This window comes from Paraburkholderia sp. 22099 (assembly GCF_052045835.1).
Taxonomy (GTDB): domain Bacteria; phylum Pseudomonadota; class Gammaproteobacteria; order Burkholderiales; family Burkholderiaceae; genus Paraburkholderia; species Paraburkholderia terricola.
Window position 1 is genome coordinate 14982 of record NZ_JBQEPU010000005.1, and the last position, 14669, is coordinate 29650.

General features: G+C 66.1%; 13 protein-coding genes and 1 riboswitch. Of the genes, 5 read left to right on the forward strand and 8 right to left on the reverse strand.

What is annotated here, in order from left to right; genetic code table 11:
* The first annotated feature begins 89 nt into the window (after window positions 1–89).
* Window positions 90–770 carry a cysteine dioxygenase family protein gene (locus ACTJLC_RS06595; RefSeq protein ID WP_073430107.1) on the forward strand — a complete coding sequence of 227 codons (681 nt, stop codon included), beginning with the start codon at window positions 90–92 and terminating at the stop codon, window positions 768–770.
* Window positions 771–821: 51 nt separating this feature from the next.
* Here the strand turns inward: ACTJLC_RS06595 and ACTJLC_RS06600 are convergent, their stop codons facing one another.
* The 4 genes from ACTJLC_RS06600 to ACTJLC_RS06615 all read right to left on the reverse strand — a co-directional run bounded on the left by ACTJLC_RS06600 (window position 822) and on the right by ACTJLC_RS06615 (window position 5434).
* Window positions 822–3440 carry a mechanosensitive ion channel family protein gene (locus ACTJLC_RS06600; RefSeq protein WP_073430031.1) on the reverse strand — a complete coding sequence of 873 codons (2619 nt, stop codon included), beginning with the start codon at window positions 3438–3440 and terminating at the stop codon, window positions 822–824.
* Between the two features lie 170 nt (window positions 3441–3610).
* Window positions 3611–4258, reverse strand: coding sequence for an NAD(P)-dependent oxidoreductase (locus ACTJLC_RS06605; protein ID WP_073430032.1), 648 nt, complete (start codon window positions 4256–4258; stop codon window positions 3611–3613).
* Between the two features lie 140 nt (window positions 4259–4398).
* Window positions 4399–4854, reverse strand: a complete 456-nt coding sequence (locus tag ACTJLC_RS06610) for an Rrf2 family transcriptional regulator (RefSeq protein WP_073430033.1) — start codon at window positions 4852–4854, stop codon at window positions 4399–4401.
* A 103-nt stretch (window positions 4855–4957) separates the two neighbouring features.
* Window positions 4958–5434 (reverse strand): hypothetical protein, encoded by a 477-nt coding sequence (locus ACTJLC_RS06615; protein WP_073430108.1) that lies wholly within the window; start codon window positions 5432–5434, stop codon window positions 4958–4960.
* Window positions 5435–5697: 263 nt separating this feature from the next.
* Between ACTJLC_RS06615 and ACTJLC_RS06620 the strand changes: the two genes are divergently transcribed.
* The gene (locus ACTJLC_RS06620; protein ID WP_073430034.1) at window positions 5698–6279 is read left to right on the forward strand and encodes a DJ-1/PfpI family protein; all 582 of its coding nucleotides are present in this window, start codon (window positions 5698–5700) and stop codon (window positions 6277–6279) included.
* 202 nt (window positions 6280–6481) lie between these two features.
* Window positions 6482–6808: a hypothetical protein gene (locus tag ACTJLC_RS06625; RefSeq protein ID WP_073430035.1), complete on the forward strand. Its 327-nt coding sequence runs from the start codon at window positions 6482–6484 to the stop codon at window positions 6806–6808.
* On the opposite strand, the gene ACTJLC_RS06630 is transcribed toward ACTJLC_RS06625, so the two are convergent.
* Entirely contained in the window at window positions 6809–8566 is a 1758-nt protein-coding gene (locus ACTJLC_RS06630; RefSeq protein ID WP_073430036.1) for a sensor histidine kinase, read from the reverse strand.
* A 407-nt stretch (window positions 8567–8973) separates the two neighbouring features.
* Here ACTJLC_RS06630 and ACTJLC_RS06635 point away from each other — a divergent pair, with 407 nt between their 5' ends.
* Window positions 8974–10176: an ammonium transporter gene (locus ACTJLC_RS06635; protein WP_073430037.1), complete on the forward strand. Its 1203-nt coding sequence runs from the start codon at window positions 8974–8976 to the stop codon at window positions 10174–10176.
* Window positions 10177–10259: 83 nt separating this feature from the next.
* Here ACTJLC_RS06635 and ACTJLC_RS06640 read toward each other — a convergent pair whose 3' ends face one another.
* A complete protein-coding gene (locus ACTJLC_RS06640) occupies window positions 10260–10607 on the reverse strand; it encodes a DUF190 domain-containing protein (protein ID WP_073430038.1) in 348 nt (115 codons plus the stop codon).
* 167 nt (window positions 10608–10774) lie between these two features.
* Window positions 10775–10836, forward strand: a riboswitch (Fluoride riboswitch).
* Between the two features lie 78 nt (window positions 10837–10914).
* Here ACTJLC_RS06640 and crcB point away from each other — a divergent pair.
* Complete coding sequence (crcB, locus tag ACTJLC_RS06645) at window positions 10915–11295, forward strand: fluoride efflux transporter CrcB (RefSeq protein ID WP_073430039.1); 381 nt, start codon at window positions 10915–10917, stop codon at window positions 11293–11295.
* Window positions 11296–11315: 20 nt separating this feature from the next.
* Here the strand turns inward: crcB and ACTJLC_RS06650 are convergent, their stop codons facing one another.
* Both ACTJLC_RS06650 and ACTJLC_RS06655 read right to left on the reverse strand, forming a co-directional pair.
* The gene (locus ACTJLC_RS06650) at window positions 11316–13325 is read right to left on the reverse strand and encodes a protein-L-isoaspartate(D-aspartate) O-methyltransferase (RefSeq protein WP_073430040.1); all 2010 of its coding nucleotides are present in this window, start codon (window positions 13323–13325) and stop codon (window positions 11316–11318) included.
* 31 nt (window positions 13326–13356) lie between these two features.
* A complete protein-coding gene (locus tag ACTJLC_RS06655) occupies window positions 13357–14667 on the reverse strand; it encodes an NAD(P)/FAD-dependent oxidoreductase (RefSeq protein WP_440843329.1) in 1311 nt (436 codons plus the stop codon).
* Between the last annotated feature and the right edge of the window lie 2 nt (window positions 14668–14669).

The window sequence follows — 14669 nt, forward strand, 5'->3', positions numbered from 1 at the left end:
ATTATATGGAAACTCTTTCTCCGGGGAAATCGGTATAAATGTCGCTATTCGAAATAACCGACAAGCGGCAGCGCAGCCGCGCAACGATCATGAGCCAAAACCTTTCTTCGACGCCCCGCGATCGTTTCCAGGCCCACGGCGGACAATCGGCTGAAGCGGCCCGAACCGCCTCGGACGTTCAAGCCCGAATTCGAGCCGCCGCGCCGTTGCACGACCACGGCAGCGCGCCTCTCAAACAGTTATGCGACGCGCTCGACGCGATTTTCGAAGCCTGTTCGACATGTCCCGAGCCGTCGGATTCGGCGTTGTTCGCGCGCGGTATGCGTGTCACCCTCGCTGAAGCCGCGGCCACCCCCGACTTGCTGACGCCGGCACAACGCGAAGGCGCGGCGGAGAATTACCGTCGTCATCTGCTCGCCGCCGATCCGCATGGCCGCTATGCAATTGCCGCACTCGTGTGGCTGCCGCAACAGGCGAGCCCCGTGCACGCGCATCACACGTGGTGCGGCTACGCTGTGCTCGATGGCAGCTTGAACGAAACGATCTTCGAATGGAATGGCGCGCGGCAATGCGCGAGCGCCGCGCGGACGCAAGCGCGCAATCGCGGCGCGGTGTCGTTCGCACGCGGCGGACGCGGCGCCATTCATCGGCTGGGCAATGGCACTCTTGCGCCCGCCGTCTCATTGCATGTCTACGGCGTGGCGGGCGCGCGAATCGCCACGCATGTCAACGACATCGTGCGCGTGGCCGAGGCGCCGGCGCGCGTTTGAAAGCTCACGCCTTGCGTGCGCCGCGCAGGCAGCGGCGCACCACCAGCGCAATCAACTCTTGCCGCCCGCTTCTCCCGCGGTCGGAATCTGCGGTGGAATCGGCGCGGTCTGTCCGGTCGGCGGCGGCGCCGGACGCGGTTCGTGCGACACATCGCGCGCCACCGCGACCGCCGCATGCGCGGCCCGCACCGACGACGCCGTTTGAGCCTGCGCATGGGCATGGCCGTGCGCACCGGACCCAGGCAACGCGTCGTCCCCGAAAGGCTGACCTTCGCTATCCTTCGACGACGTGAACAAGCGCATCTGCGGCAGCGGAATCTCAATCCCGGCTTCGTCCATCTTGCGCTTGAGCCGCAGATTGAACGCGCGCGCCACGCTCCATTGCTGCAGCGGCCGGGTCTTGATCTGCCCTTTTACGACCATCCAGTTCGGATCGAAACGGTCCAGCCCCCACACCTCGATCGGCCCGAGCATCTCGCGCCGGTAACGGAAGTCCGCCATCAGATCGGCGCCGACTTCGCGGATCAGCTGCGTGATCTGATCGACGTCCGCGGAGAACGACACCCGCACTTCGAACACTGCGTAAGCAAAATCGCGCGACAGGTTCTTGACGATCTTGATCTGCGAGAACGGAATCGCGTGAATCGCGCCCTGGCCGTCGCGCAGGCGCACGGTGCGGATCGACAGGTGCTCGACGGTGCCCGCATGGCCGCCGTCCACGTCGATCCAGTCGCCCACGGAGATCGTGTCCTCGATGATGATGAACAGGCCCGTGATCAGGTCGGTCACGAGCGACTGCGCGCCGAAACCGATCGCGAGGCCGATCACGCCGGCGCCCGCCAGCAGCGGCGTCACGTTGATGCCGAGGTTCGCCGCGGTCACGATCCCGGCGATGGTCATGATCGAGACGAGCAGCACATTGCGCACGAGCGGCAACATCGTGCGCGCGCGCATGCTCGGCGCGCGCGACTTGTTGCGCGGACCGCCCGGATTGAGCGCCTCGGTGATCGCCGTGTCGACCAGGATCCAGAGCAGCCACGCAATGAACACGGTCGCGATGATCGCCGTCACCGCATGGGCGATACCGCGCGCCGCGACGTTTTCCTCGACCACGGCCGCGAGCGACACGCCCCACAAACGCGCCGCCAGTTCGAAGAAAAACAGCCAGATGAAGAGCGTGAGCAGCGTGCCGCAAAAGCGCAGCAGGCGCGTCAGATACGGCGAGCGGCGGCGGGCGCGCGCGCTGCGCGGACGCGTCATGCGCAGCACGATGGCCGACAGGAAGAACGCCAGCACCAGCAGCAGCGCCGTCACCACCGAAATCTGCAGCACGTTCTCACTGGTGCCCGAGCCGCCGAGCGTGGCGATCACCGAGGCGGTGGCGAGCACCAGCACGGGCACGTGCCACAGCGCGGCGAGGACCTCGAAGGCGTCGGTCGCCGCCTTGTGATCGTTGCGCTGCTCGTACGGCCGATTTCGAATCAGATGCGCGACCGGCCGGCGAAACGCGAGCGCGAAGTAGCCGGTGAGCACGGCGGCCGTCATGTTGGCCGCGGTCGAGATCAGCGCCGCGAGATTCGTTCCGAGTTGATGCGCGACGTCGTAATTGACGGCCGCATCGCCGAGCGCGCCGCATATGCCGATCACGAACAGCACACGCCGCGCATGATCGATCAGAAGACGCACCGCGATGCGCCGATGCCCCGAGCCGAACAGCGAAAACATGATCAAACAGATCGCCGAGAACACCGCCCCCGCCACGATCGCGTAGGCGACCACCATGCCGAGCGTTCGTCCGAGCGCATCGGGCATCGCGCGCACGAACAGCAGCGCCGCGACAAACGCGATGATCCACGGTCCGACGCGGCGCAGCGCGAAGATCAGCAACTCGCGCGTGGTGGGATTCGGATTCAGCCCCATGACGATGCCGAAGCGCCGGTACAGCCGGTGTTGTCCATAGATCAGCGCGCCGGCGCACGCGCCCCAGCCGGCGAGCATCGCGATCATCGAAAACAGCACGCGGCCGAAGCTCTCGCGCCCCTGGCCCGAGATGATCGTGAAGAGTTCGTTGCCGGCCGCGTTGAGGCGGCCGCCCCAATAGCGCACCGGCGTGCGGCCCTGATGCATGTCGGATTCGAACGACGCGATGCCCGACGCGATCGCGCCCAGCAGGCCGGCACTGGCCTGCGTCTGCGCCGGCACCGGTGGGCCGACGTTCTGCGAGACGTCGCGTAGCTTCTTGAGCTGGGCGACGAGCGCGGTGCGCTGCCGGTCGTTGTCGAGCGTGGCGATCACGCTGTCGAGCGAGCGCGCCAGTTCCGCCTGGCTCGCGGGCGACGGCGCGGACGCCGCCTGCGCCGCGGATGCGCCCGAAGCGGCGGACGCGGGCGTCGCGGTAGCGCTGTTGATCAGGCTCTGCAAGGCAGGGATGACCGGCGTGCTGCTGCCGGCGGCCTCGGCGTTGGCGGGCGTGCAGCCGGCGTAGAGGATCAGCGCGAGGAATACCCCGGCCACCCATGCGCCGAGCCACGCCGCGACGCGCGTGGGCGAGCTGGGGTGGACGTCGCCCCCGGCATGAGGAGAAGGAAGATGAAAGGTGGCGCGAGTCGCCGGTTGCCCGCCGTTGAACGGCGCAGCCTCGGACTCACGCCGCGAAGAGCGTGACTGCATGGCGATCCGTGAAAAAACGGGAGACGCCAGTGTAGCCGCACTTTTATCGGGCGCGACCGAACATGCGTAACGGAATGTTAGGGCGCTTGCGCTCGGCAGCGGGTGTGGGGATCGCCCTACCCACCGCGCCGCGGGCGCCTGCCTGCCAGGCTAGGCCGCGCCATTCAGGCTCAATAGGCGACTGTCGCGATCTGACGCACGAAGCGGCCCTGCTCCAGTTCGTCGACGAAGGCGATTGCGTAGTCTTCCGCCGAAATGCGGCTATTGCCTTCGGCGTCGGCCAGCAGCGCGCCCGTGCCGGTGCGGAATTGCCCGGTGCGCTCGCCCGGCGCGATCAGCGCGGCCGGCGCAAAGAAAGTCCAGTCGAGATCGGCGACGCCACGGTAGTAGTCAAATGCGTCGCGGTGCGCGAGCGCGACCGGCTTGTAAGCGACAGGGAAACCCTCGGTATCCACCAGTTGCTTGCCCGGCGCGACTTCGAGCGAACCCGCGCCGCCCACCACCACGAGGCGCTTCACGCCCGCCGCGCGCACGCCTTCGACCAGCGCGCGAGTCGCCGTGGCGAGCGCCGCCTCGTCACCTTGCGGCGGCGCGTAGGCGCTGGCGACGACGTCGTGCCCGCGCACCGCCGCACCGACGCTCGCGGCGTCGAGCAGATCGGCTTGCGCCGCCTTCAGGTTCGCCACGTCGGCCGGCACCCGCGCCGGGTTGCGCGCCAGCGCCGTCACCTCGTGCCCGCGACGGGCCGCTTCCGCGGCGATCCGCGAACCGATCGTGCCGGTGGTGCCAAACAACGCGATCTTCAACTGTTTGCTCATTTCGATGCTCCTTCGATTAGCTTATATGTAACTATATTGATTACATATAAGACGGAAAAAAGAGGGGTGGGTACCCCTTGATTATCAGGCGCGCGCGCTGACTGACAAACACGCGCATTCCCGGACTGCTTGCTCACGCCTTATCGATGCGAACGCCGCTTGCGCTCCCTGACCCGCTCCGCGCGCACGACATCCGCCGTGGCATCGGCCAGCGTGCGGGCGCCGAGCGATGCTTCCATGGCCTGCTGCGCTTCGTCGATGATGCCGCTCAGCACGCCTTGGATATTACGGCCGACCATGCACGCGGGATTCGGCTCTTCCCGATGCAGCCCGAATAAACGTGGATCTTCCACCGCACGGTATATCTCGAGCAGGCTGATATTCCCGGGCGCCCGGGCGAGCAGCGCGCCGCCGCCCGCGCCAAGCTGGGAGGTGGTGAGGCCCGCCTCCGCCAGCATGCTCAGCAAACGCCGGATCAGTGCGGGATTGGTGTTCACGCTGCCCGCAATTATCTCCGACGAAAGCGGCACGCCCTGCTGCAACGACAGCAGCGCAAGCACGTGCACCGCAAATGCGAACCGGCTACTCGTATTCACAACACCCCTGCCCGGCGACCACAATATGTAATTATAGTAATTACATTTGACCGGGCCGTCAAACGTTCGCGCGCGCCGGGGGTCGAACGGACGGTCACGACGGTCACTTGTCCATCTGCTTTTGCGCGTCGCCGGAATCGCCCGCAGCGGACGAAGACGCCGCAGCGTTCGTCGATGAAGCGGTGCTCTGCGCGGACCACTGCTGCAGCTTGCGGCCCGCGGTCTCCAGGCTCTGCCCGGTCAGCGCGGCGGCCTTGCCGAGTTGCGCATTGGCCGCGCTCGCGGCGCCTTGCAGATTGGCCTGCGCGCCCGAAGCAAGCGCCTTGGGGTCGATAGTGACCGACGGCGCGGAGGCCGAATCGAGATTCTGCTGCGCGGCGGATTTGGTCGCGTCGACCTGCTGGCCGATGTAGCTAGCCGCCTGATCGAGCTTCTGACCGGCCGCTTGCGCGGCGTCGTTGAGTTTGCCGGCGACCTGCCCGGCGGACGCATCGTTTTTCTGGCAGGCCGTGAGGCCGCCGAACACGGCGAGAACCAGAACGACACGGTGCAACAAAGGCGAACGGATGGATGAAATCATGTTTGAGTGTGAGCCGCGCCAAGCGGCTTCCGCATGCGAAAACGCGCCAATGATACGCCGTCGCGTGGCGCTTTCGCCCAGCATCGGCCGATCGTCCGGATCGCGCCGCGAACGCGGGCGCATCTGCTGGCATTCCGCACCGTTCGAACCCGCTCATCGCGTGCGGCGTCGCGGTTCTGTCAAACGCGTTGGGGTAGACTGGCTTCGCTTGAATGAGCGTGACGAGCGCTTGGTGTGTTCCGTTGATCAACTGGAGGCATACGATGGCAGCAAAGAAGATTCTGTTCCTGACCGGCGACTTCGCCGAGGATTATGAAACGATGGTGCCGTTCCAGGCACTGCAGGCAGTCGGCCACGTGGTCGACGCGGTCTGCCCGAACAAGAAGGCGGGCGACCGGATCAAGACGGCGATCCATGATTTCGAGGGCGACCAGACTTATACGGAGAAGCCTGGTCATCAGTTCACGCTCAACGCGACCTTCGACGATGCCGATCCCCGCCAGTACGACGCGCTGGCAATCGCGGGCGGCCGGGCGCCGGAATATCTGCGGCTCGATCCCAAGGTAATCGAAATCGTGCGGCAGTTCGCCGAAGCGGGCAAACCGATCGCCGCGATCTGCCACGCCGCGCAACTGCTGGCCGCCGCCGACGTGATCCGCGGCAAACGAATTTCCGCCTACCCGGCGTGCGCGCCCGAAGTGAAACTGGCGGGCGGCGACTATGCCGACATTCCCGTCGACGCGGCGATCACCGACGCCAACTTCGTCACCGCGCCCGCATGGCCCGCGCATCCCGAGTGGCTGCGCCAGTTCCTCGTGCTGCTCGGCACCCGGATCGAACTCTGATCGAAGTCCAGTCGAAGTCCGATCGAGCCGGATGCCCCCCATCCGGCTTTGATCCGGCCATATTCCGGCTCCGGGCCAAGGCGAGCGCCATGCCCTCATGGCCTTGCGCATTCACCTAAACCGCGCACATTTTGAGAGTAATCCGATAGTTCGCAGCGAAACGGCTTTCTATAGTCAACGGTTGACTTTGGAGTGCCTTTCGATGGAACTGACTGACTGGATCGTCGTGCTCGTCGTCACGTTGATGGCGATCGCTTTTTTCTGCGGGCGCACGCCCGCCAACTGGTCGCGTGAAAACCGCGCGCGGCGTCTGGCCGGCGCGCGCATGCTGGTGCTAGCCGCATGCTCGCTGTGGGCGGCGCTGCTGCTCGCCGCACGTGGCCTGTTCGCGCTGGACGGCGTGCTCGGCTTGCATCCCGCGCCGCTCGAGGCATTGACCGGCGTCATGATCCTGATCGTCTGCGCCTGCTACTGGTTGATTCGCGGCAGCAAGCTGCTCAAACCGCGGCGGCTCTTTAACGCCTGCTGATCACCGGACACCGACGCCGGGTTCGGCATTGGGGGCATTCAGCGCCGCGCCGCCACCAGAACCTTGGCTGTCACGCTCATCCGAGCCCATGCGCGCCTCGCGCACATCACGCATCGCATCAACGCCGCCCGCCTCCAGCGGAACCCGCGGATCGGCAACCGCCTGCGCATTGCGCGGCCGGGCTTCGGGTAGCGACACATAGAACGTCGTGCCCTCCCCCTCTTTCGACTCCACCCAGACACGCCCGCCGTGCCGCTCCACCACGCGCCGCACGAGCGCGAGGCCGATGCCCTCGCCCGCCACCACATTGCCGTGCAGCCGCTGAAACGCATTGAATAGCCGGGGCAATGCGACCACCGGAATCCCCAGCCCGTTATCCCGCACGTAAAAGATCCGCAGCGAATGCACGCCGAGCGGCGGCGGCGTGGTCCCGATTTCGATCCTGCCCTCGCGGGCGGGATCCAGATAATTGACCGCATTGCCGATCAGATTCGCGAACACCTGCTCGAGCGCGGTGGCGTCGCCCCACACCGCCGGCAACTCGTCGACGCTGATCTGCGCGCCGCGCGCCCGGATCGAGCCTTGCATCGCATCGATCACGCGCCGCACGATATCGTGCACCTCGACCTTCTGCTGGCGGTACTCAACGCGGCCGACACGCGACAGCCGCAACAGCGCGTCGATGATATGCGATGCCCGCAGCACGGCCGTTTGCAGATAATGCAACGCCTCGCCGATGTCCTCGTCGACCACCCGTTCGATGCGCTCGCGCGTCCCGGCGCCAAGCGACGACTCGCGCACCGCGACGCGCAATTCGTCGCACGCGCGGATCAATTCCTTCGAAAAGCCCTGCAGATTCACGAGCGGCGCACGCAGATCGTGCGACACGCTGTAAATGAACATCTCGTTCTCCTGGGTCTGCTGCCGCAGGCTCTCGTTGATGCGCGCCAGTTCGGCGGCGCGGCGCGCGAGGTCGGCGTGGAAACGCGCCTGGATGCGCTCCGCCTCGAGCAGGCGCCGGCTGGTTTCATGCAAGGTCAGGTCGAGCCGGGCGATTTCATCGCTGCCTGCTGCGATCGGCGCCAGCGGCTCGTTGCCCGCGAGGCGCCCGGCGTTGTCGGAGAGAACGGCGAGCCGGCCGCGCACGCCGCGCGTGAACAGCCAGACGGCCAGCGCGACGAACAGCAGCGAGCCGAACACGGCGGCGCCCACCAGCATCTGCTGCCGTTCGCGCGCGGCATCGGCGGCGTTCAGGCGCTGCATGTCGAGGCGCCGTTCCTCGCTCTGGAATGCCACCACCTGCTGACGGAAGCGATCGAGCACATCGGATTGAGCGAGGTCGCGAAAGCGCTCCAGCACGTCGGGCCGCCGCCGCGAATGCAGCATGTCCTGCATGCGGTCGGACCACTGGCGATAGGCTTGCACCGATTGACGCAACTGAACCACGCGCGCGACTTGCCGGGGATTGTCCGCGACCAGTTCGGCAAGCTGGTCGATGCGGCGGTCGACGTCCATCCACAGTGCAAGCGGCGTCGCGAAACGGCTGTCGTTTTCCAGCACCGCACCGCGCAGCGCGACGGATTCGCCGAGCACCGGCTCGAGAATCGCGGTGGTCTGCCGCAGCACTTCCTGGCTATGGAGAGCCCAGCGCTCCGCTTGCGCCGAATCGGATTGCGCCTTGACCAGTCCGGACAGCAGCGCCAGTTCGAAAAGCGCCGGAATCGCGATCAGCAGCAGGCCTTTGGTGGTGAGTCTCATGCGTGCGCATCGGAAGTCGGGGGCCGGCAGATCATGCGCGGGGAGCGCACATTATGTCGACGTTTCCAGCGGAAAATAAAGGGGCGCGCCATTTATTGGGCGCAATCGGCCATGGCAACCTGCGCGCACATGTGTTGCGCATCGGGCGGCGGGTATTCGGCAGGCGAGCACTCGAAAATATCGGATGACGCACAATTTCGGAACATGACGCCCAAAATAGAACATGAATGCACCTGTATTGTGCTTAAAGTCGCACAAATCAAAGCCGTTCGTTCCGAGGTCCCGAAGTCGCGCAAGCGCTAGCCACCAATTCCGGTGCGCACCGCACCGAATAGACGCTTCACGCACAACATTGGCCCATTTCTTGCATTCGTTGCCCGCTTTTTTGGCATACGCAGGAAACACCGATGGAAAGTCTTAAAACCGGCACCGACACCCTCTTTCTCTTATTGGGTGCGGCAATGGTGCTGGCCATGCATGCCGGGTTCGCGTTTCTGGAACTCGGTACCGTGCGCAAGAAAAATCAGGTCAACGCGCTGGTCAAGATTCTGGTGGATTTCTCCGTCTCGACAATCGCCTATTTCTTCATCGGCTACACGATCGCATACGGCACGCAGTTCTTCGGCAACGCTCAAACGCTGGCCGCGCATAACGGCTACGAGCTGGTGCGCTTCTTCTTCCTGCTGACCTTTGCCGCGGCGATTCCGGCGATCGTGTCGGGCGGCATCGCGGAGCGTTCCAAATTCAATCCGCAACTCTTCGCCACCTTCGTGCTGGTCGGCTTCATCTACCCGCTCTTCGAAGGGATCGTCTGGAACAACCGCTTCGGCATTCAGAACTGGCTGACCGGCGTGTTCGGCGTGCCGTTCCACGACTTCGCCGGCTCGGTGGTCGTCCATGCGTTCGGCGGCTGGGTCGCGCTGCCGGCCGTGCTGCTGCTGGGCGCGCGTCATGGCCGCTACCATCGCGACGGCGGCATTGCCGCGCATCCGCCGTCGAATATTCCGTTTCTCGCGCTGGGCGCCTGGGTGCTGGCGGTGGGCTGGTTCGGCTTCAACGTGATGAGCGCGCAGACCATCGACAAAATCAGCGGCCTCGTCGCCGTCAATTCGCTGATGGCGATGGTCGGCGGCACGCTGACGGCCTGGCTCGCGGGCCGCAACGATCCCGGCTTCACGTACAACGGCCCGCTCGCCGGGCTGGTCGCCGTGTGCGCCGGCTCCGATCTGATGCATCCGCTCGGCGCGCTGCTGACGGGCGGCATCGCGGGCGTGCTGTTCGTCTTTATGTTCACCTGTGTGCAGAATCGCTGGCGCATCGACGATGTGCTCGGCGTCTGGCCGTTGCACGGCTTGTGCGGCGCGTGGGGCGGCATTGCGGCGGGCATCTTCGGCTTGCCTGCGCTGGGCGGCATCGGCGGGGTGTCGTTCGGGGCGCAACTGGTGGGGACGTTGGGCGGCATCGCGGTGGCGGCGCTCGGCGGCACGCTCGTGTACGGCGCGATTCGCCTGACGGTGGGCCTGCGGCTCGACCAGGAGGACGAATACAACGGCGCGGACCTGTCGATCCACAGAATTTCGGCGACGCCGGAGCGCGAGAGCGTCGGCTGACGCGTTCGCCGCGCGGCAGCCTTCGACGGTTCAGTGGCGAGCAAGGCCCGAGGATGCGCCGGCGCTTGCCGCGCGAGCCGCTCCTAGCGGGACGATGAATCCACCGCGTCCGCGTTGCCGCCGACGATGCCGAATTCGATCGGACAACGCGTATAAAACACCGGCACGCTGCCTTGCCGCACGGCGGCGAGCAGCGTTTCGGCTTCCCCTTCGGTGACGGCGAAAATCACCTGCACCGGCTGATCCGCCAATTCGAAGAAACGCGCCGCGTGACGCGCGCCGGCGTGACCAATGCCTTCGGCGGCCGCCACGACGGTCGCGCCGCGAATGCCGGCCTGTTTGGCAACCGACAATAGCCATTCCACGACCGGCTCATGATCATGACGCCGGTTCTGCTCGGTATAAAACGTCAGCTGGTAGCCTTTCTTCATATCGGCCGTCCTTGTTGAAGCCTGGCGGGCCCGCACTCGACGTCGGCAGGCGCTGACTTCATTCTAGGTCACGCCCACGTGATGCCCGCAACGCTATCCAACGACCCGCGCGACTACCCCGCGCCGCCGCCCCGACCTGTCCCCACATGCGCTAGCCAGTGTTAGACTTGCGCGCTGGAAATGGCATTCTCCCTTAACCGCCGTGGCGGCTGATGATGCCTGCTTCGCCCGGGTGACCGCGGACGCGGCAGCGCGTCTCCCGCTCAGCCCGGTTTGTCGACCTTCCGGTTTTGCCAGGCCTCTTCCCATGTATTGGTCCATTCTCGCGGTCGCCGTCGGCGGCGCGCTCGGCTCGCTGTTCCGCTGGTTTCTCGGCATCCGCCTGAACGGCTTGTTCGTCAGCTTGCCGCTCGGCACGTTCGCCGCCAATGTGATCGCCGGCTACATCATCGGCGTGGCGGTCGCGGGCTTCGCGCGGGCGCCGCACATCGCGCCGGAATGGCGGCTCTTCGTCATCACCGGGATGATGGGCGGACTCTCGACCTTCTCCACTTTTTCAGCCGAAGTCGTGCAGCGCCTGCAGGATGGCCGGCTCGGCTGGGCCGCGGGCGAGATCGTGATTCACGTGGGCGCGTCGCTCGTCATGACCGTGCTTGGTATCGCCACGGTCTCGTTGCTGTCGCGCTGAGAACGCCGCGGCGTGCCCCGTCACACGCCGAATGGGAACGTATCGGGCGTGCCTTCGCGCATCGGCGTCGGAAGCGGTTCAACGGCGCTGGTGCGATCGACCCAGACATAAGCGTCGAACTGATCGGCGAGCGACGCTTGCGCATAGTGGCTATAACGCTCGGTGTCCGGCCGATAGATCACGCCGATGAAACGTTCCAGCAGCGGTTCGCTCAAGCGCGCCCGCAACGCGTCGTGCACACCGGGGCGCAGGTCCAGCAGAAAGCGCGGCTGCCCCGCGCGGTGCATCCAGTATTCATAGCTGTCATCCAGCGCCGGACGCACTTCCTTCACCTCCATCGGACCATCCCAGTCGCTTGCGGCGGCGACGGTGCCCGCGTGCGTGCCGAAGCCGATCAGCGCCGCCTCGTCGCCGAAGTACTCGCGGCATAACTGCCCGACGTTGATCTCTCGCGAGATGCGCCCCATCTCGGTCGCGCTGGCGTCGCCGATATGCGAGTTGTGCGCCCACACCACCGCGCGCGCGTGCGGGCCGCGCGCGTCGAGCGTATGGCGCAGCGTCTCGAACATATGCGTGTCGCGCAGGTTCCAACTGTGCGCGCCGCCGTAATACATGGCGCGGTAGTAGCGCTCGGCCGACGCGACGAGGCGCGCGTTCTGCGACGCGTCGAAGAAAGTCTCGCCGTCATGCTCCGCGTAGTCGAGCCGGTTTCTCAGCAGGTCCTGCAATTGAGCGACGACGTGTTGCTCGCATTGCGCATAGCCGCCCTCGAGCGCCGCGCGTCCGTACACGGCCGGGTCCTTCTGCCACGGACCGAAGCACCCATAGCGCTCGCGAGCAATGCGGGCCGCGGCGGGATCGACGGAGTCGAGATAGCGCAGCACCGCGTCGATCGACTCGGAGAGGCTATAGATATCGAGCCCATAAAGACGCGCCTGACGCTCCTGCGGCAGAGTGGCGTTATGGCCGCGCAGCCAGTCGGTGAACGCCTTCACGTCGGTGTTGCGCCACATCCACGTCGGGAAACGCCGGAACGGCGCTTCCCGACCGCTGGCGGGCGGCCGATTCCGCACGTGCCGGTCGAGCGCCGCCGCGTCGGGCCAATCGGCTTCCAGCGCGACGATCGAGAAGCCATGCTCCTCGATCAGCCGCCGCGTGATGGCCGCGCGCAAACGATAGAACTCGGCAGTGCCGTGGCTCGCCTCCCCGAGCAGGACCACGCGCCGCGCGGCGAAGCGGTCGGTGAAATACTCCAGTATCGCGGACTCGAAGTCCGTGAACGGCTCGGCGGCGGCGCGGATCGCCGCGGCCAGATCATCCGGCGCACGAGCGTGTTGCGTCGGACTGTCGGCGACGGCCGGCGGATCGAGCATCACGTCTTCGGCCGGCCAGCCGTCGTCGCCGATGAGCGGCACGAACATCACCGCGCCGAGCGTCCGTTCGTCGTAGTCGTGTTCCGTGCGGCGCACGACTTTCACGAGCCGCTGATGGTATCGCTCGTGACCCACGGGCATGATGAGCCGTCCGCCGAGCGCGAGTTGCTCGCGCCACGCCCGCGGCACGTGCGGACCGCCGGCGGACGCGAAGATCGCGTCATACGGCGCGCCTTCCGGCAAACCGTGCGTGCCGTCTCCGGTATGCACCGTGACGTTGTCGATGCCGAGGCGCGCGAGCGTTTCGCGCGCGGACTGCGCGAGCGCCGCGTGGCGCTCCACCGTGTCGACATGCGCGGCGATGGCGGCGGCGATGGCGGCGGCGTAACCCGATCCGGTGCCGATCTCCAGAACCCGGTCACCGGGGCGCAACTGCGCCGCCTCGATCATGCGCGCGACGATGTAGGGCTGCGAGATGGTCTGCTGCTCGGCGATCGGCAACGGTGTGTCGTCGTAAGCGAATTCGCGCAGATGCGCGGGCACGAACTCTTCTCGCGGCACGCGCCGCATCGCGGCCAGCACGTTCGGGTCGCCGATGGAGCGCCCGGCGATCTGACGCTCGACCATCAACTCGCGTGCCTCGGGCAAGTTGGTCATGGCTGCTCCTTGACGCTACGCCTCCCGCATTTCATAACAGGTCGCGAAGCTTGTAGTACCACATGCCGAGGACAAGGCCGGGTGCGCGCAGCATCGCGCCGCCCGGAAACCGACGATGGCGGATGCGGTTGAACACCTCGAACCGCGAGGTTTCTCCCGCGATGCTGTCGGCCATCAGTTTGCCGGCCATGCCCGCGAACACCGGGCCATGACCCGAGAAGCCTTGCACGTAGTAGATGTTGTTGCCGAGCCGCCCGAGGTCGGGCGCGCGGTTCATGGTGATGTCGACGAACCCGCCCCACGCGAATTCCACGCCGAGATCTCCTGTTTGCGGAAACACGTCGGTCATGCGCACGCGCATGCGCTCGACGAGATTGCGCGGCGCCTTGGCGCTATACGTTTCGCCCGCGCCGAACAGCAACCGATGGTCGGCGCTGAGCCTGAAGTAATCCAGGACGAGGTTATTGTCCGACGCCGCCGCCCGGCCCGGCATCAACGCATCGGCACGGGCCTGTCCCATCGGTTCGGTGGCGACCATATAGGTGCCGACCGGCATGATGCGGCCTCTCAGTTCGGGCGCCAGTTCGTCGCCGAACTCGCCCAGATAGACATTGCCGGCGAGCACCACGTAACGGCAGCGCACCTCTCCCTCGGCGGTCTTGACGACCGGCTCCCGCCCTCGCTCCAGCCGGAATGCGGCGGTGTTTTCGAATAGCCGCACGCCGGCGCGGCGCGCGGCGGCGGCCAGTCCGAGGCAGTACTTCAACGGATGCAAATGGCCCGAGCCGGCATCGTAGGCGCCCGAAACAAAGCGATCGCTATTCAGATGTCCGGCGATCTGCGCGCGATCGAGCCATTGCAGCGGGTAATCGTAGACACGCGCCATGTGCTCCACCCAACGGCGCAGCGCCTCCGACTTGCGCTTGCGCAACGCGAGCGTCAGGTAGCCCGAGATGTAGTCGCAATCGATGCCGTAGTCGCCGATGCGCTGCCTGAGCAGGCGCATGCCGTCGATCGACGCGTCCCACGCGGCCCGCGCCACTTCGCGCGGACACTGCTTTTCGATCGCATGCTCGCCTTCCGCGCCGAAGCCCACGAGCGCCTGGCCGCCGTTTCTTCCCGATGCGCCCCAGCCGATGCGATGGGCTTCGAGCAGCGCAACCGTGTAACCCATTCTGGCGAGTTCCAGCGCACAGGAGAGGCCCGCATAGCCCGCGCCGATCACACACACGTCCACCGCCATAGATTCCTGGAGCGGCGCGCAGAGCGGCGCGCGAACCACGCTCGCCTCGTAGTACGACTTCTCCAGAACGCCCAGCTCTTTTTGCAGTAATCCGGCCATCA

What these genes read in the sequence shown, in the direction of transcription:
- ACTJLC_RS06650 (WP_073430040.1), bottom strand. Translation starts at nt 13,325, where the DNA reads ATGACCAACTTGCCCGAGGCACGCGAGTTGATGGTCGAGCGTCAGATC.
- crcB (WP_073430039.1), top strand. Translation starts at nt 10,915, where the DNA reads ATGTATTGGTCCATTCTCGCGGTCGCCGTCGGCGGCGCGCTCGGCTCG.
- ACTJLC_RS06635 (WP_073430037.1), top strand. Translation starts at nt 8,974, where the DNA reads ATGGAAAGTCTTAAAACCGGCACCGACACCCTCTTTCTCTTATTGGGT.
- ACTJLC_RS06605 (WP_073430032.1), bottom strand. Translation starts at nt 4,258, where the DNA reads ATGAGCAAACAGTTGAAGATCGCGTTGTTTGGCACCACCGGCACGATC.
- ACTJLC_RS06630 (WP_073430036.1), bottom strand. Translation starts at nt 8,566, where the DNA reads ATGAGACTCACCACCAAAGGCCTGCTGCTGATCGCGATTCCGGCGCTT.
- ACTJLC_RS06620 (WP_073430034.1), top strand. Translation starts at nt 5,698, where the DNA reads ATGGCAGCAAAGAAGATTCTGTTCCTGACCGGCGACTTCGCCGAGGAT.
- ACTJLC_RS06625 (WP_073430035.1), top strand. Translation starts at nt 6,482, where the DNA reads ATGGAACTGACTGACTGGATCGTCGTGCTCGTCGTCACGTTGATGGCG.
- ACTJLC_RS06595 (WP_073430107.1), top strand. Translation starts at nt 90, where the DNA reads ATGAGCCAAAACCTTTCTTCGACGCCCCGCGATCGTTTCCAGGCCCAC.
- ACTJLC_RS06600 (WP_073430031.1), bottom strand. Translation starts at nt 3,440, where the DNA reads ATGCAGTCACGCTCTTCGCGGCGTGAGTCCGAGGCTGCGCCGTTCAAC.
- ACTJLC_RS06655 (WP_440843329.1), bottom strand. Translation starts at nt 14,667, where the DNA reads ATGGCCGGATTACTGCAAAAAGAGCTGGGCGTTCTGGAGAAGTCGTAC.
- ACTJLC_RS06640 (WP_073430038.1), bottom strand. Translation starts at nt 10,607, where the DNA reads ATGAAGAAAGGCTACCAGCTGACGTTTTATACCGAGCAGAACCGGCGT.
- ACTJLC_RS06615 (WP_073430108.1), bottom strand. Translation starts at nt 5,434, where the DNA reads ATGATTTCATCCATCCGTTCGCCTTTGTTGCACCGTGTCGTTCTGGTT.